Below are 19246 nucleotides of genomic sequence, written 5' to 3'. Positions count from 1 at the left end.
CATGTGGCCCCCGCCGGCGAGGCGGACAGACGGCGGTCGGGCTGCATCACAGGAGAACGAGCCGATGAACCAAGAGGTCATGAACCTTTTCAACGCACAGGCTCCCGTGCAGGTCTTCGACCAGATCAAGATCTCCCTCGCTTCCCCCGAGAAGATCCTTTCCTGGTCCTATGGCGAGATCAAGAAGCCCGAGACCATCAACTACCGGACTTTCAAGCCCGAGCGTGATGGCCTGTTCTGCGCCCGCATCTTCGGGCCGATCAAGGACTACGAGTGCTTGTGCGGCAAGTACAAGCGCATGAAGTACAAGGGCGTCATCTGCGAGAAGTGCGGCGTCGAAGTCACGCTGTCGCGCGTCCGCCGCGAGCGCATGGGCCATATCGAGCTCGCCGCTCCCGTCGCCCACATCTGGTTCCTGAAGTCGCTGCCGAGCCGGATCGGCCTTCTGCTCGACATGCCGCTCAAGGACCTCGAGCGCATCCTCTACTTCGAAAACTACGTCGTCACCGAGCCGGGCCTCACGCCTCTCAAGCAGCATCAGCTCCTCTCGGAAGAGGACTACATGCGCGCCCAGGAGGAGTATGGCGAGGACACCTTCACCGCGCTGATCGGCGCCGAGGCCATCCGCGAGCTGCTGCAGTCGCTCGACCTGCCCAAGCTGGCCGAGAAGCTGCGCCAGGAGATCGCCGAGTCGACCTCCGAGCTGAAGCCCAAGAAGCTCGCCAAGCGCGTCAACATCATCGAGGCCTTTATCCAGTCGGGCAACAAGCCCGAGTGGATGGTGATGAGCGTCATCCCGGTCATTCCGCCGGATCTGCGTCCGCTGGTGCCGCTGGACGGCGGCCGCTTCGCGACGTCCGACCTCAACGACCTCTATCGTCGCGTCATCAACCGCAACAACCGCCTGAAGCGCCTCATCGAGCTGCGCGCGCCGGACATCATCATCCGCAACGAGAAGCGTATGCTTCAGGAGTCGGTTGACGCCCTGTTCGACAACGGTCGTCGCGGCCGCGTCATCACCGGCGCCAACAAGCGTCCGCTGAAGTCGCTCTCCGACATGCTGAAGGGCAAGCAGGGCCGCTTCCGCCAGAACCTCCTGGGCAAGCGCGTCGACTACTCCGGCCGTTCGGTCATCGTGGTCGGTCCGGAAATGAAGCTGCATCAGTGCGGCCTTCCGAAGAAGATGGCGCTGGAGCTGTTCAAGCCGTTCATCTACTCGCGCCTCGACGCCAAGGGCTTCTCCTCGACGGTGAAGCAGGCCAAGAAGCTGGTGGAGAAGGAGCGTCCGGAAGTCTGGGATATCCTCGACGAGGTCATCCGCGAGCATCCGGTCATGCTGAACCGCGCCCCGACGCTGCACCGCCTCGGCATCCAGGCCTTCGAGCCGATCCTGATCGAGGGCAAGGCGATCCAGCTGCACCCGCTCGTCTGCTCGGCCTTCAACGCCGACTTCGACGGCGACCAGATGGCCGTCCACGTGCCGCTCAGCCTCGAGGCTCAGCTCGAAGCCCGCGTGCTGATGATGTCGACCAACAACATCCTGCACCCGGCCAACGGCGCCCCGATCATCGTTCCCTCGCAGGACATCGTTCTCGGCCTCTACTACCTGTCGATCATGAACGACGGCGAGCCGGGCGAGGGCATGGCCTTCGCCGACTTCGGCGAGCTGCAGCATGCGCTCGACACGGAGGCAGTGACGCTGCACTCCAAGGTGCGTGGCCGCTTCAAGACCGTCGACAAGGACGGTAACCCGGTCTCCAAGATTTATGAGACCACGCCGGGCCGCATGATGATCGGTCAGCTGCTGCCCAAGCATCACGCCGTGCCGTATGATCTCTGCAACGAGCTCATGACCAAGAAGAAGATCTCGGGCATGATCGACGCCGTCTACCGCCACTGCGGTCAGAAGGAGTCGGTGATCTTCTGCGACAAGATCATGGCTCTCGGCTTCAAGGAAGCCTGCAACGCCGGTATTTCCTTCGGCAAGGACGACATGGTCATCCCGGAGACCAAGGCGAACCTCGTCGGCGAGACGCTGGCGCTGGTCAACGACTACGAGCAGCAGTACTCCGACGGTCTGATCACGCAGGGCGAGAAGTACAACAAGGTGGTCGACGCCTGGGCCAAGTGCACCGACAAGGTGGCCGAGGAGATGATGAAGCGCATCTCCTCCGTGCAGAAGGATGACACCGGCCGTACCAAGCCGATGAACTCCATCTACATGATGAGCCACTCGGGCGCCCGTGGTTCGCCGGCCCAGATGAAGCAGCTTGCCGGTATGCGCGGCCTGATGGCCAAGCCGTCGGGCGAGATCATCGAAACGCCGATCATCTCGAACTTCAAGGAAGGCCTGAGCGTGATGGAGTACTTCAACTCCACTCACGGCGCCCGCAAGGGTCTGGCCGACACCGCGCTCAAGACCGCCAACTCGGGTTACCTCACCCGTCGTCTCGTCGACGTGGCGCAGGACTGCATCATCACCGAGACCGACTGCGGCAACGAGGACCAGGGTCTTCGCATGCAGGCGATCGTCGACGCCGGTCAGGTTGTGGCCACGCTCGGCGCCCGCATCCTCGGCCGCACGGCCGCGGAGGACGTCACCGTCGCCGCGACCGGCGAAGTGGTGGTCGAGAAGGGCAAGCTGATCGAGGAACGCGACGTCGAGCGTATCGAGAAGGCCGGTATCCAGTCGGTCAAGATCCGCTCGGTGCTGACCTGCGGTACCAAGATCGGCGTCTGCGCCAAGTGCTACGGTCGCGACCTCGCGCGCGGCACGCCCGTCAACATGGGTGAGGCCGTCGGCGTCATCGCGGCCCAGTCGATCGGAGAGCCGGGCACCCAGCTCACCATGCGCACCTTCCACATCGGCGGTACGGCGCAGGTGGTGGACTCCTCGTTCATCGAGTCGACCATCGAGGGCACGGTCAAGATCCGCAACCGCAACGTCGTGCGTGACAGTGAGGGCAAGCTCATCGCGATGGGCCGTAACCTCGCGGTGGTGCTGGTCGACGAGGCCGGCAACGAGCGTTCGACCCATCGTGTGGTTTACGGCTCGCGCCTGCACGTCGACGATGGCGACAAGATCAAGCGCGGCCAGCGTCTTGCCGAGTGGGACCCCTACACCCGCCCGGTGCTGACCGACGTCGACGGTATCGTCGGCTACGAGGATCTGCAGGAAGGCGCGTCGGTGTCCGAGACGACCGACGAGGCCACCGGCATCACCAAGCGCGTCGTCATCGACTGGCGCGGCTCGGCCCGTACATCGGACCTCAAGCCGGCCATCGTCATCAAGGACGCCAACGGCAAGATCGGCAAGCCGCAGAAGGGCGGCGAGGCGCGCTACCTGCTCAGCCCCGACGCCATCCTGTCGGTCGAGCCCGGTTCGAAGGTGCATGCCGGCGACGTGCTCGCCCGTATCCCGCTCGAAAGCGCCAAGACGCGTGACATCACCGGTGGTCTGCCGCGCGTCGCCGAGCTGTTCGAGGCTCGTCGTCCGAAGGATCACGCCATCATCGCCGAGATCGATGGCACGATCCGCTTCGGCCGCGACTACAAGAACAAGCGCCGTGTGCTCATCGAGCCGCACGACGCAAGCCTCGAGCCGCGCGAGTACCTGATCCCGAAGACCAAGAACTTCCACCTTCAGGAAGGCGACGTGGTCGAGAAGGGTGATTACATCGTCGACGGCAATCCGGCGCCGCACGACATCCTCGCCATCAAGGGCGTGGAGGCGCTGGCCGCCTATCTCGTCAACGAGATCCAGGAAGTCTACCGGTTGCAGGGCGTGGTGATCAACGACAAGCACATCGAGGTGATCGTTCGCCAGATGCTGCAGAAGGTCGAAGTCACCGACGGCGGCGACACCGACCTTATGGGCGGTGACCAGGTGGACAAGCTGGAGTTCGATCAGATCAACGAGAAGGCGACCTCGGAGGGCAAGAGCCCGGCGATCGCCCATCCGATCCTGCTCGGCATCACCAAGGCCAGCCTGCAGACCCGCTCCTTCATCTCGGCGGCGTCCTTCCAGGAGACCACCCGCGTCCTCACCGAGGCGGCGGTCAATGGCAAGGTCGACACCCTCGAGGGTCTCAAGGAGAACGTCATCGTCGGCCGTCTGATCCCGGCCGGTACCGGCTCGCTGATGAGCCGCATCCGGCAGGTGGCCATGCGCCGCGACGAGCTGATCCTCGAAGAGCGCCGCAAGGACGCTCTCGGCGAAGGCATGGAAGTGCCCGTCGGTGAGGTTGGCGAGGTCGACAAGATCGGCACGGAAGTCTGATCGATCGAACCTGATGGCTTTGATGGCGCGGCGCTCCGGAAGGGGCGCCGCGCTTTCGTTCGTAGTGGATGGGGACTCGCAGGATTCGCTTGGTCCCAGCCCGAGGGGCGCTCCCGGATCGGATTCGCCTCAGGATTCGCCGCCCGACCCTTGTCCGTCGACAAATTGATGACCGGGTATTGCATTTGTTGCGTCGAATTGGTGTAGAGTTTCCGCATCGTGCGCCGCATATGCGCGCTACTCCGTGGAAGGCCGAGGTTTCCGGCTTTTTTGCGCGGCCGGCTTGACGGTTGGGGATAGTTTGAGTAGTGTCCGCGCCACTTGAAGAGTTGGTCTGTAACGCTTGATCGATCACTGGTCCTTAAGCCTTTGATCAAAAATCGTTAAACGCAATTCGCTCCACTGGTGGTGAAAGCTGTTGTACGCACGAACGGTGCCCTAGGGCATTGTTCCTCTGCTTTCCGCCGCGCCGGACGTGAGATTTCACGTTATCGGCGCGCTTCGTTTTGTGCGGGCGGGGTGCGGAGAGTTGCGAATTCGGTCAGGGAGCTGACCTGTCGCCTCGGTTCTGGCGGTGGTTGGCTCTGAAGGAAGTGAAGTTCCGGTCTTTGATGAAGCGCCGGACGTTTGGATTGAAGGTGAAGGATGCCGACGATCAATCAGTTGATCCGTAACCCGCGCGTTGCGCCGGTTTACCGTGAGAAGGCCCGCCATCTCGAGGCTTGCCCTCAGAAGCGTGGCGTTTGCACGCGCGTCTATACGACGACCCCGAAGAAGCCGAACTCGGCTCTCCGTAAGGTCGCCAAGGTTCGTCTGACCAACGGCTACGAGGTCATCGGTTACATTCCTGGTGAGGGTCATAACCTTCAGGAGCACTCGGTCGTCATGATCCGTGGTGGCCGTGTGAAGGACCTTCCCGGCGTTCGCTATCACATCCTTCGCGGCGTGCTCGACACGCAGGGCGTCAAGAATCGCAAGCAGCGCCGCTCCAAGTACGGCGCCAAGCGTCCGAAGTGATCCCTGGCCGGATCTGCGCGTGAAGCCGGATCCGGTCGGTCTTATTTTGCTATCCCCGGAGACGAAGTATGTCCCGTCGTCACAGTGCAGAGAAGCGCGAGATCAATCCCGATCCGAAGTTCGGTGATATCGTCGTTTCCAAGTTCATGAACTCGATCATGCAGGACGGCAAGAAGTCGGTCGCCGAAGCGATCGTCTATGGTGCCTTCGACAGCATCGAGAACCGTACCCGCCAGAGCCCGGTCCAGACCTTCCACCAGGCGCTCCACAACGTGATGCCGCAGATCGAGGTTCGGTCGCGCCGCGTTGGTGGCGCCACCTACCAGGTCCCGGTCGAGGTTCGTACCGAGCGCCGCCAGGCCCTCGCGATCCGCTGGCTGATCTCGGCCGCTCGCGGTCGCAACGAGAAGACGATGGTCGATCGTCTGTCGGGCGAGCTGATGGACGCTGCCAATAACCGCGGCACCGCCGTCAAGAAGCGCGAAGACACGCACCGGATGGCCGAGGCCAACCGCGCCTTCTCGCATTATCGCTGGTAAGCCGGATAGGCGGAGACGATCATGGCTCGTACGCATAAGCTCGAGGACTACCGCAACTTCGGCATCATGGCCCACATTGATGCGGGCAAGACGACGACGACGGAACGCGTCCTCTATTACTCGGGCAAGTCCCACAAGATCGGCGAAGTGCACGACGGCGCTGCCACCATGGACTACATGGAGCAGGAGCAGGAGCGTGGCATCACGATCACGTCGGCGGCCACCACCACCTTCTGGAATGGCAAGCGCCTCAACATCATCGACACCCCAGGCCACGTCGACTTCACCATTGAAGTCGAGCGTTCGCTGCGCGTGCTCGACGGTGCCGTCTGCGTGCTCGACTCCAACCAGGGCGTCGAGCCTCAGACCGAGACGGTTTGGCGCCAGGGCGACAAGTACCACGTTCCCCGGATCGTCTTCTGCAACAAGATGGACAAGACCGGCGCGAACTTCGACCAGTGCCTGAGCGACATCAAGACCCGCCTCGGTGCGCGTCCGATTGCTCTGCAGCTGCCGATCGGTGCCGAGTCGAACTTCAAGGGCATCGTCGACCTCATCCGCATGAAGGCGGTTGTTTGGGAAGACGAGCAGCTTGGCGCCAAGTTCCACGACGAAGACATCCCGGCCGACATGGTCGAGCGCGCCAACGAAGCGCGCGCCGAGCTGATCGAAGCTGCCGTCGAGATGGACGACGCTGCCATGGAGGCCTACCTCGAGGGCAATGAGCCCGACGAGGCGACCCTCAAGAAGCTGATCCGCAAGGCGGTTCTGGTTTCGGCCTGGTTCCCGGTTCTGGCTGGCTCTGCCTTCAAGAACAAGGGCGTCCAGACCCTGCTCGACGCCGTGGTCGACTACCTGCCGTCGCCGGTCGACGTGCCCCCGACCAAGGGCATCGATCCGAAGACCGAGGAAGAGACCGTTCGTCATTCCACCGACGATGAGCCGCTTTCCATGCTGGCCTTCAAGATCATCGAAGATCCGTATGGCGTGCTGACCTTCGCCCGCGTCTACTCGGGCGTGCTCAACAAGGGCTCGACCGTCCTGAACTCGACCCGCGAGAAGCGCGAGCGCATCGGCCGCATGGTCCAGATGCACGCCGACAGCCGCGAGGACGTCGATGAAGCCCGCGCCGGCGACATCATCGCCTTCGTCGGTCTCAAGGACACCCGCACCGGCGACACGCTCTGTGATCCGCTGAAGCCCGTCATCCTCGAGAAGATGGAATTCCCCGATCCGGTCATCGAGATGGCCGTCGAAGCGGCGACCAAGAGCGAGCAGGAAAAGCTCTCCATGGCCCTGCAAAAGCTGGCCTCGGAAGATCCGTCCTTCCGCGTCTCCACCGACCAGGAGTCCGGCCAGACGATCATCAAGGGCATGGGCGAGCTTCATCTCGACATCAAGATCGACATTCTCCGTCGTGCTCCGCACAACATCAAGGTGAACGTCGGCGCCCCGCAGGTTGCCTACCGCGAGACCATCCGCAAGGCGACCGAGATCGACTACACCCACAAGAAGCAGACCGGTGGTACCGGTCAGTTCGCCAAGGTGAAGTTCGTCGTCGAGCCGAACGAAGTCGGCAAGGGCTTCCAGTTCGAGAACAAGATCATCGGTGGTGTGGTTCCCAAGGAATACATCCCGGGCGTCGAAAAGGGCCTGAACTCGGTGATGACCTCCGGTCCGCTCGCCGGCTTCCCGGTGGTCGACGTCAAGGTCACGCTGGTCGACGGCGCCTACCACGAGGTCGACTCCTCGGCCATCGCCTTCGAAATCGCCTCTCGCGCCGCTCTGCGTGAAGCCATCGAGAAGGCCTCGCCCGCTCTGCTCGAGCCGGTGATGAAGGTCGAGATCGTGTCGCCGGAAGAGTACGTCGGTTCCGTCATCGGCGACGTCAACTCCCGTCGCGGCCAGATCCAGGGCCAGGACATGCGCGGCAACGCCAATGTCATCACGGCCTTCGTTCCGCTCGCCAACATGTTCGGCTACGTGAACCAGCTCCGTTCGATGAGCCAGGGTCGCGCCAGCTACACCATGCAGTTCGACCACTACGAGCAGGTTCCGGCTGCTGTCGCTCAGGAAGTCCAGGCCAAGTACGCCTGATTTCCCGACAGCTGACCTCACCCGCTTTCACGAGACAAAGGAAGATATCCGATGGCCAAGGAAAAGTTTTCGCGGACGAAGCCGCACTGCAACATCGGCACGATCGGTCACGTTGACCATGGCAAGACGTCGCTGACCGCTGCGATCACCAAGGTGCTCGCGGAGACCGGTGGCGCGACGTTCAAGGCCTATGACCAGATCGACGCCGCTCCGGAAGAGAAGGCCCGTGGCATCACGATCAACACGGCGCACGTCGAGTACGAGACGGAGAACCGTCACTACGCTCACGTCGACTGCCCAGGCCACGCCGACTACGTGAAGAACATGATCACCGGCGCCGCGCAGATGGACGGCGCGATCCTGGTGGTTTCGGCCGCCGACGGCCCGATGCCGCAGACCCGCGAGCACATCCTGCTCGCCCGTCAGGTTGGCGTTCCCGCCATCGTCGTGTTCCTGAACAAGTGCGACATGGTCGACGACCCCGAGCTGCTCGAGCTGGTCGAGATGGAAGTTCGCGAGCTTCTGTCGTCCTACGAGTTCCCCGGCGACGATATCCCGATCGTCAAGGGTTCCGCCCTGGTTGCTCTGGAGAACGGCGACCCGAAGCTCGGCCACGACGCTATCCTCGAGTTGATGCGCGAAGTCGACGCCTACATCCCGCAGCCGGAGCGTCCGGTTGACCAGCCGTTCCTGATGCCGATCGAAGACGTGTTCTCGATCTCGGGTCGTGGCACGGTTGTGACCGGCCGTGTCGAGCGCGGCATCGTCAAGGTCGGCGAGGAAGTCGAGATCGTCGGCATTCGTCCGACGACTAAGACGACGGTGACCGGCGTCGAAATGTTCCGCAAGCTGCTCGATCAGGGCCAGGCTGGCGACAACATCGGCGCTCTGCTGCGCGGCACCAAGCGTGAAGACGTCGAGCGCGGCCAGGTGCTGTGCAAGCCGGCTTCTGTGAACCCGCACACGAAGTTCAAGGCCGAAGCCTACATCCTGACCAAGGAAGAGGGTGGCCGTCACACGCCGTTCTTCACCAACTATCGCCCGCAGTTCTACTTCCGCACGACGGACGTGACCGGCGTGGTGACGCTGAACGAAGGCGTCGAGATGGTGATGCCGGGCGACAACGTGACGATGAACGTCCAGCTGATCGTTCCGATCGCCATGGAAGAGAAGCTCCGCTTCGCCATCCGTGAAGGCGGTCGTACCGTTGGCGCCGGCGTCGTCGCCGCCATCGTCGAGTAATTGATCGTTTCGAGGTGATACGGGGCGGGGTTCGCTCCGCCCACGTCTCCTCTAGAGGTAGAGAAATGAACGGTCAGAATATCCGTATCCGTCTCAAAGCGTTTGATCATCGTATCCTCGATGCCTCGACGCGCGAGATCGTCAACACGGCCAAGCGCACGGGCGCGCAGGTCCGGGGCCCGGTTCCGCTTCCGACGCGAATCGAGAAGTTCACGGTCAACCGGTCGCCCCATATCGACAAGAAGAGCCGCGAACAGTTCGAGATGCGCACCCATAAGCGCCTCCTGGACATCATCGATCCGACCCCGCAGACCGTGGACGCGCTGATGAAGCTCGACCTCGCGGCCGGCGTGGACGTCGAGATCAAGCTCTGAGAACAAGAGCCGGGTTGAGAGAGAACGCTATGCGCTCAGGTGTCATTGCACAGAAGGTCGGCATGACCCGCGTCTACAACGACGCAGGCGAGCATGTTCCCGTGACGGTTCTCAAGCTTGAGAACTGCCAGGTGGTTGCTCACCGTACCGAAGAAAAGAACGGCTATACCGCAGTCCAGTTGGGCGCCGGTACGGTCAAGGTCAAGAATGTCTCGAAGGCGATGCGCGGCCACTTTGCCGTGGCGCAGGTCGAGCCCAAGCGCGAGCTTGCCGAGTTCCGGGTGTCCCCCGAGAATCTCATCGAGGTGGGGGCCGAACTGACGGCTGACCATTTCGTTGCCGGCCAGTTCGTCGACGTTACCGGCACCTCGATCGGTAAGGGCTTCGCTGGCGCCATGAAGCGCTGGAACTTCCACGGCGGTCGCGCCACCCACGGTAACTCGGTCTCGCACCGCGTTCTGGGTTCGACCGGCCAGCGCCAGGATCCGGGCAAGGTCTTCAAGAACAAGAAGATGCCTGGTCATCTCGGTGACGAGCGCGTGACCACTCAGAACCTCAAGATCGTGCGCACCGACGCCGATCGCGGTCTGATCCTGGTCGAGGGCGCGGTTCCCGGTGCCAAGGGCGGCTGGATCCTCGTCCGCGATGCGGTCAAGAAGAAGCTTCCGGAAGGTGTTCCCACCCCGGGCAAGTTCCGCAAGGCGGCGCCCGCTGCGACCGCGGAGGCAGGTGAGTGATGGAACTCGAAGTCAAGACCCTCGATGGCGCTGTGGCCGGGACGGTCGCGCTTTCGGACGAGATCTTCGGTCTCGATCCGCGCGCTGACATCCTGCAGCGTGTCGTGCGCTGGCAGCTTGCCAAGCGCCAGGCCGGTACGCACAAGACTCTGACTCGTACAGAGATCACCAAGACCGGCAAGAAGATGTATCGGCAGAAGGGCACCGGCGGCGCCCGTCACGGCAACAAGGCGGCCCCGCAGTTCCGTGGTGGTGGCAAGGCCTTTGGTCCGGTCGTTCGCAGCCATGCGCACGATCTGCCCAAGAAGGTTCGGGCCCTCGGCCTGAAGCTCGCCCTGTCGGCCAAGGCCAAGGGTGCCAACATCATCGTCCTGGAGGAGGCGGTCGCCGCCGAAGCCAAGACGAAGGCCCTGAAGACGAAGCTCGCCGCGCTCGGTCTCACCAACGCGCTGATCATCGACGGAGCCAATCCGCAGGATCAGTTCCGCCTGGCGGCCCGTGCCATTCCGCAGATCGACGTGCTGCCCGTTCAGGGCATCAACGTCTACGACATTCTGCGTCGTGACACGCTGGTTCTCACCAAGGCGGCCGTGTCGGCGCTTGAGGAGCGGTTCAAATGACCAATCTGAAGCACTACGACATCATCCGCACGCCGGTGATCACCGAAAAGGCGACCATCCAGGCTGAGAACAACAAGGTGGTCTTCAACGTTGCCAAGACCGCGACCAAGCCCGAGATCAAGGCTGCCGTCGAGCAGCTCTTCTCGGTCAAGGTCAAGAGCGTGAACACGCTCGTGCGTAAGGGCAAGACGAAGCGCTTCCGGGGCATCATCGGTACCCAGTCCGACGTGAAGAAAGCGATCGTGACCCTCGAAGAGGGCCATTCGATCGACATCACGACGGGCCTCTGATCCGAGCGGCAGGACGATTATGGCACTCAAATATTACAAGCCGACGACTCCGGGCCAGCGCCAGCTGGTCCTCGTCGATCGCTCCGAGCTTCACAAGGGCGCGCCGGTGAAGGCGCTGACCGAGGGTCTTAGCAAGACCGGCGGTCGCAACAACCTCGGCCGTATCACCGCCTACCATCGCGGCGGCGGTCACAAGCGCTCTTACCGTCTCATCGACTTCAAGCGTCGCAAGCTCGGCGTTCCCGCCGTTGTCGAGCGGCTGGAGTACGATCCCAACCGCACCGGCTTCATCGCCCTCATCAAGTATGAGGACGGCGAGCTGAGCTACATCCTGGCCCCGCAGCGCCTGGCCGTCGGCGACACCGTCGTCGCAGCCGTTGCCGCCGACGTGAAGCCCGGCAATGCGATGCAGCTGTCGGCCATCCCGGTCGGCACGCTGGTTCACAATGTCGAGCTGAAGCCCGGCAAGGGCGGTCAGATCGCCCGTTCGGCTGGCTCCTACGCGCAGATCGTCGGTCGCGACCAGGGTTACACCGTGGTTCGCCTCAACTCCGGCGAACAGCGCAAGGTGCTCGGCACGTGCTTCGCCACCATCGGCGCCGTGTCGAACCCCGACCATGCCAACGTGTCGATCGGCAAGGCCGGCCGCAATCGCTGGCTGGGCAAGCGCCCGGTCAACCGCGGTGTGGCCATGAACCCGATCGACCATCCGCACGGCGGCGGTGAAGGCCGCACGTCTGGTGGTCGTCATCCGGTTACCCCGTGGGGCAAGCCGACCAAGGGCAAGAAGACGAGATCGAACAAGTCCACGGACAAGTTCATCGTCCGTAGCCGCCATGCGCGCAAGAAGTCGCAGTAAGAGAGAGGAACGACCGTGACTCGTTCGGTTTGGAAAGGCCCGTTCGTCGACGGCTACCTCCTCAAGAAGGCGGAAGCCAGTCGCGCCAGCGGCCGCAATGAAGTCATCAAGATCTGGAGCCGTCGCTCCACGATCCTGCCGAATTTCGTCGGACTTACGTTCGGCGTCTACAACGGCCAGAAGCACATTCCGGTGTCCGTGAATGAGGACATGGTGGGCCACAAGTTCGGCGAGTTTGCGCCGACGCGTACCTACTATGGCCACGGCGCCGACAAGAAGGCGAAGAGGAAGTAACCCATGGGCAAGCCGAAGCGTGAACGCACGCTCGCCGACAACGAGGCGCAGGCGGTGACCCGCAATCTTCGCGTCTCGCCGCAGAAGCTCAATCTTGTCGCGGCCCTTATCCGCGGCAAGAAGGTCAACACGGCGCTGGCCGACCTTGCGTTCTCGCGCAAGCGTATCGCCGGCGACGTGAAGAAGACGCTGGAATCGGCGATTGCCAATGCCGAGAACAACCACGACCTGGACGTCGACGCGCTCGTCGTCAAGGAAGCGTTCGTGAGCAAGGGCCTCGTCATGAAGCGCTTCTCGCCACGGGCTCGTGGTCGCGTCGGTCAAATCCAGAAGCCGTTTGCGCACCTCACCATCGTGGTACGCGAAGTCGAGGAGACCGCCTGATGGGTCACAAAGTCAATCCGATCGGTCTGCGTCTCGGCATCAACCGGACCTGGGACTCGCGCTGGTTCGCCGGCAAGACCGAGTACGGCGCGCTGCTGCACGAAGACCTCGCCATCCGCAACTTCCTCTTCGAGGAACTGAAGGCGGCGGCAGTGTCCAAGGTCGTGATCGAGCGTCCGCACAAGAAGTGCCGCGTCACCATCCACTCGGCTCGTCCGGGCGTGGTGATCGGCAAGAAGGGTGCCGACATCGAGAAGCTGCGCAAGCAGATCGCCAAGTTCACCTCCTCGGAAGTGCACCTCAACATCGTCGAGGTTCGCAAGCCTGAGACCGACGCGACGCTCATCGCCTCGTCGATCGCCCAGCAGCTCGAGCGCCGCGTGGCCTTCCGCCGTGCGATGAAGCGTTCGGTCCAGTCGGCGATGCGTCTCGGTGCCGAGGGTATCCGCATCAACGCCGGCGGCCGTCTTGGCGGCGCCGAGATCGCCCGCCTGGAGTGGTACCGCGAAGGCCGCGTGCCTCTGCATACGCTTCGCGCGGACATCGATTACGGCATTGCCACCGCTCACACCGCCTATGGCACCAACGGCCTCAAGGTCTGGGTGTTCAAGGGCGAGATCCTCGAACACGACCCGCTCGCTTCCGAGCGTCGGGCCCTCGAGGGTGGCAATGACGGCGAGCGTTCTGGCGGCGACCGCCGTCGTGACCGCGATCCTCGTGGCGACCGTGAAGGTCGTGGCCGTGGCCGTCGCGACCGCGACGCCGATGGTGCGCGCTAACTAGAGTTTTGGGAGAAGGAAGATGCTTCAACCGAAGCGCACCAAATTCCGCAAGCAGTTCAAGGGCCGCATTCATGGCGTGTCCAAGGGCGGCACTGAGCTGAACTTCGGCGCTTATGGCCTGAAGGCCATGGAGCCCGAGCGCGTCACCGCGCGGCAGATCGAGGCGGCTCGCCGCGCGATCACCCGCCAGATGAAGCGTATCGGCCGCGTGTGGATCCGCGTGTTCCCGGACGTTCCGGTCACCTCGAAGCCGACTGAAGTCCGTATGGGTAAGGGCAAGGGTTCGCCGGAGTTCTGGTGCGTCCGCATCAAGCCCGGCCGGATCATGTTCGAGCTCGACGGCGTGCCCGAGGAGATCGCCCGCGAGGCGCTCCGTCTCGGCGCGGCCAAACTTCCGATCAAGACGCGCTTCATTCAGCGCATCGCCGAGTGATCCGGAAGGGCACCCGCCCGGCAGGTCGATGACCTCCGCCAGCGGGTGCCGATCGGAAGACCGGCCTTACTGTTAGGACGAGAAAACGATGAAGGCGAACGACGTTCGGGCCATGACGCCCGACCAGCTCGAGGACGAGCTGGCCAAGCTGAAGAAAGAGCAGTTCAACCTGCGCTTCCAGAAGGCGACTGGCCAGCTTGAGAATACGTCCCGCGTGCGGGTCGTGCGTCGCGACATCGCCCGCATCCAGACGGTTCTGCGCGACAAGCGCGCGACTGCGAACGCTTAAGGAGAGACGAGTTGCCGAAGCGCATCCTGCAAGGCGTCGTCGTCAGCGACAAGACCGACAAGACGGTCGTAGTTAAGGTGGAGCGTCGCTTCACCCATCCGGTGCTCAAGAAGACCGTGCGCCGGACGAAGAACTACCAGGCGCATGACGAGACGAACCAGTACAAGGTTGGGGACGTGGTTTCCATCGAGGAAAGCAAGCCCATTTCCAAGACCAAGCGCTGGGTTGTGCTCTCCACCGCAAGCGCGAGCTGAGCGGGCGAGATCTGCTTCCGGCGCCAGTTGGGGCCGGGTTGAGCAAGAAAGTCGTTTCGGGGGCGCCGCTTTTGGCGTTTGCCCCGAAATTGCTTCCCCGGGTCATTGACTTCCGACCCGGAGAGGCTTAAGCGGCAGACGCTGGTTTCAGAACGGAATGGCAGCCAATGCCGTTCCGTTTCGGAGTGTTTCGTCGGGGCTGCCTGCGGGCGCCGCGACTTGACGGCGAAAACGAGACATCCGGCCTTGTTTCCGGCCGCCTCACGAGGCGGACGAGTAGGGGTCGGGCCTCCCGGGCTGCGGATACGGCCTGGGACTGGGTTGAACTCGAGATTGAGGGTCCGGCACGCCGTACCTCTATTTCCCGAGTTCCAAAACAAGTCGCTGCCCGCCTGCGCTATTCGGCGCCGGTGGGTGCATGCATCAAAGATAAGGCGGCCAAGTCATGATTCAGATGCAAACCAACCTCGACGTGGCGGATAATTCCGGCGCACGTCGTGTTATGTGCATCAAAGTGCTCGGCGGCGCGAAGCGGCGGTATGCCTCGGTGGGCGACATCATTGTCGTCTCCATCAAGGAAGCCATCCCTCGTGGTCGCGTGAAGAAGGGCGACGTGATGAAGGCGGTCGTGGTCCGCACGGCCAAGGACATCCGGCGTACGGACGGTTCGGTCATTCGTTTCGACAAGAATGCCGCCGTTCTCATCAACAACCAGAAAGAGCCGATCGGGACTCGTATCTTCGGGCCGGTTCCGCGCGAGCTTCGCGCCAAGAACCACATGAAGATCATCTCGCTCGCCCCGGAGGTTCTGTAACCATGGCCGCCAAGATCAAGAAGGGCGACAAGGTTGTGGTTCTCACAGGCAAGGACAAGGGCAAGACCGGTGAGGTCATCGAAGTCCGTCCGTCCGAGAATCGCGCCGTAGTCCGTGGCGTCAACATCGTTCGTCATCACCAGAAGCAGTCGGCCAAGTCCGAGGGTGGTATCGTCGCCAAGGAAGCGGCGCTCGACCTTTCGAACCTTGCCGTTGCCGATCCGAAGGACGGCAAGCCGACCCGCGTTGGTTTCAAGCTGCTCGACGACGGCCGCAAGGTCCGCTTCGCCAAGCGTTCCGGAGATGTGATCGATGGCTGATGCGGTCTACATTCCGCGCCTCAAGCGCACCTACGACGAGTCCATCCGCAAGGCTCTCATCGAACAGTTCGGCTACAAGAACGCGATGGAAGTCCCGGTCCTCGACAAGATCGTCCTCAACATGGGCGTCGGCGAGACCGTGGCGGACGGCAAGAAGATCAACTCGGCCGTTGGCGACCTGACGCTTATCGCCGGTCAGAAGCCGATCATCACCAAGGCCCGCAACTCCATCGCGACGTTCAAGCTGCGCGAGGGGATGAATATCGGCGCCAAGGTGACGCTTCGCCGTCAGCGCATGTACGAGTTCCTCGACCGCCTCATCACCATCGCGCTGCCGCGCGTGCGTGACTTCCGTGGTCTGAACCCGAAGTCCTTCGATGGCCGTGGCAACTTCGCCATGGGTATCAAGGAGCACATCGTTTTCCCCGAGATCGAGTACGACAAGGTCGAGCAGGTCTGGGGCATGGACATCATCGTCTGCACGACGGCGAAGACCGATGACGAGGCGCGCGCGCTTCTCAAGGGCTTCAATTTCCCGTTCCGGCAGTGACGAGAGGGGTTCGGATTTAAATGGCTAAGAAGAGCGCCATCGAGAAGAACAAGCGTCGCCAGAAGCTGGTGAAGCAGTTCTCCGCCAAGCGTGAGGCCCTCAAGGCTATCGCGAGCGACAAGTCGCTGACGATCGAGGAGCAGTTCGCTGCTCGCCTGAAGCTTGCCGAGCTTCCTCGCAATTCGTCGGCGGTGCGTATCCGCAATCGCTGCGAAGTCACCGGCCGTCCGCGGTCTTATTATCGCAAGCTCAAGATGAGCCGTATCGCCCTGCGTGAGCTGGGGTCGCTCGGTCTCATCCCGGGCCTTGTGAAGTCGAGCTGGTAAGGAGAACGGTCCCCATGCCGATGACCGATCCTTTGGGTGATATGCTCACCCGCATTCGTAATGCCCAGATGCGCAAGATGTCGAAGGTGTCGACGCCGGCTTCCAAGCTGCGCAAGAACGTCCTTGATGTCCTGGTCGCCGAGGGCTTCCTGCGTGGCTACGCCGAAGTGGCTGCCGACGGTCGTTCCGAGTTCGAGATCGAGCTCAAGTACTACGATGGCCTTGGCGTCATCCGTACGATCGAACGCGTGTCCAAGCCCGGCCGCCGCGTCTACGCTTCGGTAAAGAACCTGCCCCGAGTTGCCAACGGCCTTGGCGTGTCGATCCTCAGCACCCCCCGCGGTGTGATGGCCGACCACGACGCCCGCGAGCAGAATGTTGGTGGCGAAGTTCTCTGCCGCGTCTTCTAACCTTCGACTGGAAACGGGTAATACCATGTCGCGCATTGGCAAGAAGGCTGTTCCGGTCCCCTCGGGGGTCACAGCCGACATCGCTGGGCAGACCGTTTCGGTCAAGGGACCGAAGGGAACGCTCAAATTCGATCTGAACGAGCACGTCAACGTCGTGAAGACGGACGACGGTTCGATCTTGGTTGAGCCGAAGGACGAGTCCAAGCTGGCCCGCGCCAGCTGGGGCATGTCCCGTACGCAGATCGCCAACCTGGTCAAGGGTGTGACGGTCGGCTTCGAGAAGCGGCTCGAGATTTCCGGCGTTGGCTACAAGGCGGCGCTCCAGGGCAAGTCCCTGCAGCTTTCGCTGGGCTACAGCCACGACATCGCCTATCCGGTGCCGGAAGGCATCGCGATCGCCGTTCCGAAGCCGACGGAAATCGTCGTCTCCGGCATCGACGCCCAGCGTGTCGGTCAGGTCGCCGCCGAAATCCGCAAGTACCGTCCGCCGGAGCCCTACAAGGGCAAGGGTGTGAAGTACGCGGGCGAGTACATCGTCCGTAAGGAAGGCAAGAAGAAGTAAGGGGACGATCATGGCTCACCTCACCGGCAACGATCGCCGCCGCGCCCGCGTGCGCCGCGCGATCAAGGCGGCGGCCAACGGTCGCCTCCGGCTTTCCGTGCACCGCTCGTCGTTGCACATTTATGCTCAGGTTATCGATGACGTTCAGGGTCGCACCCTGGCGTCCGCGTCGACCCTCGACAAGGACGTCCGCGACACTCTGAAGACTGGGGCCAACGTGGCCGCGGCCGCCGTGGTCGGCAAGCTCATCGCAGAACGCGCCAAGGCGGCGGGGGTGACCTCGGTCATTTTCGATCGTGGACAGTTCCTGTACCACGGCCGCATCAAGGCGCTCGCGGATGCCGCCCGCGAGGGCGGACTCGACTTCTAAGGCCGGTCCCGATCGAGAGAGATAAAGACAATGGCTGAACGTGAACGCAATAACCGGGATCGGGATCGCAACGACGAGCGCGACAGCGAGTTCGTCGATCGCCTGGTCCATATCAACCGCGTCGCCAAGGTGGTGAAGGGTGGTCGTCGCTTCGGCTTCGCCGCGCTCGTCGTCGTTGGCGACCAGAAGGGCCGTGTCGGCTACGGCCACGGCAAGGCGCGTGAAGTACCCGAGGCCATCCGCAAGGCGACGGAAGCCGCCAAGCGTGCCCTCGTGCGCGTGCCGCTGAAGGAAGGCCGGACGCTGCATCATGATGTCGCCGGTCGCTGGGGCGCCGGTCGCGTCTACGTGCGCGCCGCGCCGGCTGGTACCGGCATCATCGCCGGTGGCCCGATGCGCGCCGTGTTCGAGACGCTTGGCGTCCAGGACGTGGTGGCGAAGTCACTCGGCTCCTCCAACCCCTACAACATGATCCGCGCTACCTTCTCCGCTCTCGCGAATGAGGATAGCCCGCGGTCGGTTGCCGCTCGCCGCGGTCTCAAGGTCTCGGCCTTGCAGTCCCGTCGTCGCGACATCGACCCGGAAGCTGCGGCGTCGGCCGAAGGCTGATGGATCGAACGGGGGGAGGGCAGCCTCCCTCCTCATTCGTAAACTGGCTTTCGTAAGGTGAACATCATGTCGACCAAAAAGAAGTCGAGCAAGACCGTCACGGTCGAGCAGATTTACAGCCCAGCCCGCCGCCCCGCCGACCAGCGTGCAACGCTGATCGGCCTCGGTCTCAACAAAATGCATCGGACCGCCACGCTGGAAGACACTCCGGCCGTTCGCGGCATGATCGCGAAGGTCCAGCATCTCATCCGCGTCGTGGATGAGGCCTGAGATACCGCCGGTCGAAAGGATCGATGAAATGAAGCTCAACGAGCTCAAGGATAACGAAGGCGCGACCAAGCCGCGCATGCGCGTCGGTCGCGGTATCGGCTCGGGCAAGGGCAAGACCTCGGGTCGTGGCGTCAAGGGTCAGACCTCGCGCTCGGGCGTTGCCATCGCCGGTTTCGAGGGCGGCCAGATGCCGCTGCATCGCCGCCTGCCCAAGCGCGGCTTCAAGAACATCTTCGCCCTCGATCTCAACGAGATCAGCCTGACCAAGGTTCAGGCGGCCGTGGATGCCAAGAAGCTCGACGCCAAGGCCCCGGTCACCGTCGAAGCGCTGGTTGCGGCTGGTCTGCTGCGCCGTACGCTCGATGGCGTCCGCGTTCTGGGTGGCGAGATCAAGACGGCCCTGACGTTCGAAGTTGCCGGCGCTTCCGCGCCCGCAGTCGCGGCGATCGAGGCCGCCGGCGGCAAGGTGGTCGTTCCGGCCGCCGCTGCCAAGGAGTGATGCATAAGCCCCCGGCAGGCGCCGCT

The 19246-nt window shown here is 63.0% G+C and carries 26 protein-coding genes; all 26 read left to right on the top strand.

The window, feature by feature from the left end; translation table 11 throughout:
- The first annotated feature begins 64 nt into the window (after positions 1-64).
- The 26 genes from rpoC to rplO all read left to right on the top strand — a co-directional run bounded on the left by rpoC (position 65) and on the right by rplO (position 19220).
- Entirely contained in the window at positions 65-4279 is a 4215-nt protein-coding gene (gene rpoC / locus M4J40_RS12300; protein ID WP_251754444.1) for a DNA-directed RNA polymerase subunit beta', read from the top strand.
- 645 nt (positions 4280-4924) lie between these two features.
- Entirely contained in the window at positions 4925-5296 is a 372-nt protein-coding gene (gene rpsL / locus M4J40_RS12295; protein WP_026782429.1) for a 30S ribosomal protein S12, read from the top strand.
- A gap of 68 nt (positions 5297-5364) precedes the next feature.
- Positions 5365-5835, top strand: a complete 471-nt coding sequence (rpsG, locus tag M4J40_RS12290; RefSeq protein ID WP_251730779.1) for a 30S ribosomal protein S7 — start codon at positions 5365-5367, stop codon at positions 5833-5835.
- 21 nt (positions 5836-5856) lie between these two features.
- Entirely contained in the window at positions 5857-7932 is a 2076-nt protein-coding gene (fusA, locus tag M4J40_RS12285) for an elongation factor G (RefSeq protein WP_251754443.1), read from the top strand.
- A 51-nt stretch (positions 7933-7983) separates the two neighbouring features.
- On the top strand, positions 7984-9174 hold the full coding sequence (gene tuf, locus M4J40_RS12280; protein WP_251754442.1) for an elongation factor Tu: 1191 nt from the start codon (positions 7984-7986) through the stop codon (positions 9172-9174).
- A gap of 65 nt (positions 9175-9239) precedes the next feature.
- Positions 9240-9548 (top strand): 30S ribosomal protein S10, encoded by a 309-nt coding sequence (gene rpsJ / locus M4J40_RS12275; RefSeq protein WP_026782425.1) that lies wholly within the window; start codon positions 9240-9242, stop codon positions 9546-9548.
- Between the two features lie 29 nt (positions 9549-9577).
- Positions 9578-10285 carry a 50S ribosomal protein L3 gene (gene rplC / locus M4J40_RS12270; protein WP_100080741.1) on the top strand — a complete coding sequence of 236 codons (708 nt, stop codon included), beginning with the start codon at positions 9578-9580 and terminating at the stop codon, positions 10283-10285.
- Positions 10285-10905, top strand: coding sequence for a 50S ribosomal protein L4 (gene rplD / locus M4J40_RS12265; RefSeq protein WP_251755592.1), 621 nt, complete (start codon positions 10285-10287; stop codon positions 10903-10905). The genes rplC and rplD overlap by 1 nt, the downstream gene beginning before the upstream one ends.
- Entirely contained in the window at positions 10902-11195 is a 294-nt protein-coding gene (locus M4J40_RS12260) for a 50S ribosomal protein L23 (RefSeq protein ID WP_251754441.1), read from the top strand. Before rplD ends, M4J40_RS12260 begins: the two co-directional genes overlap by 4 nt.
- 19 nt (positions 11196-11214) lie before the next feature.
- Positions 11215-12054 (top strand): 50S ribosomal protein L2, encoded by an 840-nt coding sequence (gene rplB / locus M4J40_RS12255; RefSeq protein WP_251754440.1) that lies wholly within the window; start codon positions 11215-11217, stop codon positions 12052-12054.
- Between the two features lie 15 nt (positions 12055-12069).
- Positions 12070-12348 carry a 30S ribosomal protein S19 gene (gene rpsS, locus M4J40_RS12250; RefSeq protein WP_251754439.1) on the top strand — a complete coding sequence of 93 codons (279 nt, stop codon included), beginning with the start codon at positions 12070-12072 and terminating at the stop codon, positions 12346-12348.
- A 3-nt stretch (positions 12349-12351) separates the two neighbouring features.
- Positions 12352-12732 (top strand): 50S ribosomal protein L22, encoded by a 381-nt coding sequence (rplV, locus tag M4J40_RS12245; RefSeq protein ID WP_251754438.1) that lies wholly within the window; start codon positions 12352-12354, stop codon positions 12730-12732.
- The gene (gene rpsC, locus M4J40_RS12240) at positions 12732-13511 is read left to right on the top strand and encodes a 30S ribosomal protein S3 (protein WP_251754437.1); all 780 of its coding nucleotides are present in this window, start codon (positions 12732-12734) and stop codon (positions 13509-13511) included. The genes rplV and rpsC overlap by 1 nt, the downstream gene beginning before the upstream one ends.
- Positions 13512-13533: 22 nt before the next feature.
- Complete coding sequence (gene rplP / locus M4J40_RS12235; protein WP_251754436.1) at positions 13534-13947, top strand: 50S ribosomal protein L16; 414 nt, start codon at positions 13534-13536, stop codon at positions 13945-13947.
- Between the two features lie 88 nt (positions 13948-14035).
- Positions 14036-14236, top strand: coding sequence for a 50S ribosomal protein L29 (rpmC, locus tag M4J40_RS12230; protein ID WP_026791941.1), 201 nt, complete (start codon positions 14036-14038; stop codon positions 14234-14236).
- Between the two features lie 11 nt (positions 14237-14247).
- The gene (rpsQ, locus tag M4J40_RS12225; RefSeq protein ID WP_026791940.1) at positions 14248-14490 is read left to right on the top strand and encodes a 30S ribosomal protein S17; all 243 of its coding nucleotides are present in this window, start codon (positions 14248-14250) and stop codon (positions 14488-14490) included.
- Between the two features lie 445 nt (positions 14491-14935).
- Positions 14936-15304, top strand: coding sequence for a 50S ribosomal protein L14 (gene rplN, locus M4J40_RS12220; protein ID WP_026782414.1), 369 nt, complete (start codon positions 14936-14938; stop codon positions 15302-15304).
- A 2-nt stretch (positions 15305-15306) separates the two neighbouring features.
- Positions 15307-15624: a 50S ribosomal protein L24 gene (rplX, locus tag M4J40_RS12215; protein ID WP_251725444.1), complete on the top strand. Its 318-nt coding sequence runs from the start codon at positions 15307-15309 to the stop codon at positions 15622-15624.
- Positions 15617-16174: a 50S ribosomal protein L5 gene (gene rplE, locus M4J40_RS12210; RefSeq protein WP_251754435.1), complete on the top strand. Its 558-nt coding sequence runs from the start codon at positions 15617-15619 to the stop codon at positions 16172-16174. The genes rplX and rplE overlap by 8 nt, the downstream gene beginning before the upstream one ends.
- A 20-nt stretch (positions 16175-16194) precedes the next feature.
- A complete protein-coding gene (gene rpsN, locus M4J40_RS12205) occupies positions 16195-16500 on the top strand; it encodes a 30S ribosomal protein S14 (protein ID WP_251725448.1) in 306 nt (101 codons plus the stop codon).
- A gap of 14 nt (positions 16501-16514) precedes the next feature.
- Positions 16515-16910 carry a 30S ribosomal protein S8 gene (gene rpsH / locus M4J40_RS12200; RefSeq protein ID WP_251725449.1) on the top strand — a complete coding sequence of 132 codons (396 nt, stop codon included), beginning with the start codon at positions 16515-16517 and terminating at the stop codon, positions 16908-16910.
- A gap of 25 nt (positions 16911-16935) precedes the next feature.
- Positions 16936-17472 (top strand): 50S ribosomal protein L6, encoded by a 537-nt coding sequence (gene rplF / locus M4J40_RS12195; protein WP_251754434.1) that lies wholly within the window; start codon positions 16936-16938, stop codon positions 17470-17472.
- A 10-nt stretch (positions 17473-17482) separates the two neighbouring features.
- Positions 17483-17842, top strand: a complete 360-nt coding sequence (gene rplR / locus M4J40_RS12190; protein WP_026782408.1) for a 50S ribosomal protein L18 — start codon at positions 17483-17485, stop codon at positions 17840-17842.
- Positions 17843-17872: 30 nt separating this feature from the next.
- Positions 17873-18451 carry a 30S ribosomal protein S5 gene (gene rpsE / locus M4J40_RS12185; protein ID WP_251754433.1) on the top strand — a complete coding sequence of 193 codons (579 nt, stop codon included), beginning with the start codon at positions 17873-17875 and terminating at the stop codon, positions 18449-18451.
- Between the two features lie 66 nt (positions 18452-18517).
- Positions 18518-18721 (top strand): 50S ribosomal protein L30, encoded by a 204-nt coding sequence (gene rpmD / locus M4J40_RS12180; protein WP_251754432.1) that lies wholly within the window; start codon positions 18518-18520, stop codon positions 18719-18721.
- 28 nt (positions 18722-18749) lie between these two features.
- On the top strand, positions 18750-19220 hold the full coding sequence (gene rplO, locus M4J40_RS12175) for a 50S ribosomal protein L15 (RefSeq protein ID WP_251754431.1): 471 nt from the start codon (positions 18750-18752) through the stop codon (positions 19218-19220).
- Positions 19221-19246: the final 26 nt, after the last annotated feature.

The sequence above is a fragment of the Pleomorphomonas sp. JP5 genome (genome assembly GCF_023721815.1).
GTDB lineage: Bacteria > Pseudomonadota > Alphaproteobacteria > Rhizobiales > Pleomorphomonadaceae > Pleomorphomonas.
Note: the sequence above shows the minus strand (reverse complement) of the source record. Positions and strands in the feature narration are given on the sequence as shown.

Coding starts and splice junctions, on each gene's coding strand:
- rpoC (WP_251754444.1), top strand. CDS start 65: ATGAACCAAGAGGTCATGAACCTTTTCAACGCACAGGCTCCCGTGCAG.
- rpsL (WP_026782429.1), top strand. CDS start 4,925: ATGCCGACGATCAATCAGTTGATCCGTAACCCGCGCGTTGCGCCGGTT.
- rpsG (WP_251730779.1), top strand. CDS start 5,365: ATGTCCCGTCGTCACAGTGCAGAGAAGCGCGAGATCAATCCCGATCCG.
- fusA (WP_251754443.1), top strand. CDS start 5,857: ATGGCTCGTACGCATAAGCTCGAGGACTACCGCAACTTCGGCATCATG.
- tuf (WP_251754442.1), top strand. CDS start 7,984: ATGGCCAAGGAAAAGTTTTCGCGGACGAAGCCGCACTGCAACATCGGC.
- rpsJ (WP_026782425.1), top strand. CDS start 9,240: ATGAACGGTCAGAATATCCGTATCCGTCTCAAAGCGTTTGATCATCGT.
- rplC (WP_100080741.1), top strand. CDS start 9,578: ATGCGCTCAGGTGTCATTGCACAGAAGGTCGGCATGACCCGCGTCTAC.
- rplD (WP_251755592.1), top strand. CDS start 10,285: ATGGAACTCGAAGTCAAGACCCTCGATGGCGCTGTGGCCGGGACGGTC.
- M4J40_RS12260 (WP_251754441.1), top strand. CDS start 10,902: ATGACCAATCTGAAGCACTACGACATCATCCGCACGCCGGTGATCACC.
- rplB (WP_251754440.1), top strand. CDS start 11,215: ATGGCACTCAAATATTACAAGCCGACGACTCCGGGCCAGCGCCAGCTG.
- rplV (WP_251754438.1), top strand. CDS start 12,352: ATGGGCAAGCCGAAGCGTGAACGCACGCTCGCCGACAACGAGGCGCAG.
- rpsC (WP_251754437.1), top strand. CDS start 12,732: ATGGGTCACAAAGTCAATCCGATCGGTCTGCGTCTCGGCATCAACCGG.
- rplP (WP_251754436.1), top strand. CDS start 13,534: ATGCTTCAACCGAAGCGCACCAAATTCCGCAAGCAGTTCAAGGGCCGC.
- rpmC (WP_026791941.1), top strand. CDS start 14,036: ATGAAGGCGAACGACGTTCGGGCCATGACGCCCGACCAGCTCGAGGAC.
- rplN (WP_026782414.1), top strand. CDS start 14,936: ATGATTCAGATGCAAACCAACCTCGACGTGGCGGATAATTCCGGCGCA.
- rplX (WP_251725444.1), top strand. CDS start 15,307: ATGGCCGCCAAGATCAAGAAGGGCGACAAGGTTGTGGTTCTCACAGGC.
- rplE (WP_251754435.1), top strand. CDS start 15,617: ATGGCTGATGCGGTCTACATTCCGCGCCTCAAGCGCACCTACGACGAG.
- rpsN (WP_251725448.1), top strand. CDS start 16,195: ATGGCTAAGAAGAGCGCCATCGAGAAGAACAAGCGTCGCCAGAAGCTG.
- rpsH (WP_251725449.1), top strand. CDS start 16,515: ATGCCGATGACCGATCCTTTGGGTGATATGCTCACCCGCATTCGTAAT.
- rplF (WP_251754434.1), top strand. CDS start 16,936: ATGTCGCGCATTGGCAAGAAGGCTGTTCCGGTCCCCTCGGGGGTCACA.
- rplR (WP_026782408.1), top strand. CDS start 17,483: ATGGCTCACCTCACCGGCAACGATCGCCGCCGCGCCCGCGTGCGCCGC.
- rpsE (WP_251754433.1), top strand. CDS start 17,873: ATGGCTGAACGTGAACGCAATAACCGGGATCGGGATCGCAACGACGAG.
- rpmD (WP_251754432.1), top strand. CDS start 18,518: ATGTCGACCAAAAAGAAGTCGAGCAAGACCGTCACGGTCGAGCAGATT.
- rplO (WP_251754431.1), top strand. CDS start 18,750: ATGAAGCTCAACGAGCTCAAGGATAACGAAGGCGCGACCAAGCCGCGC.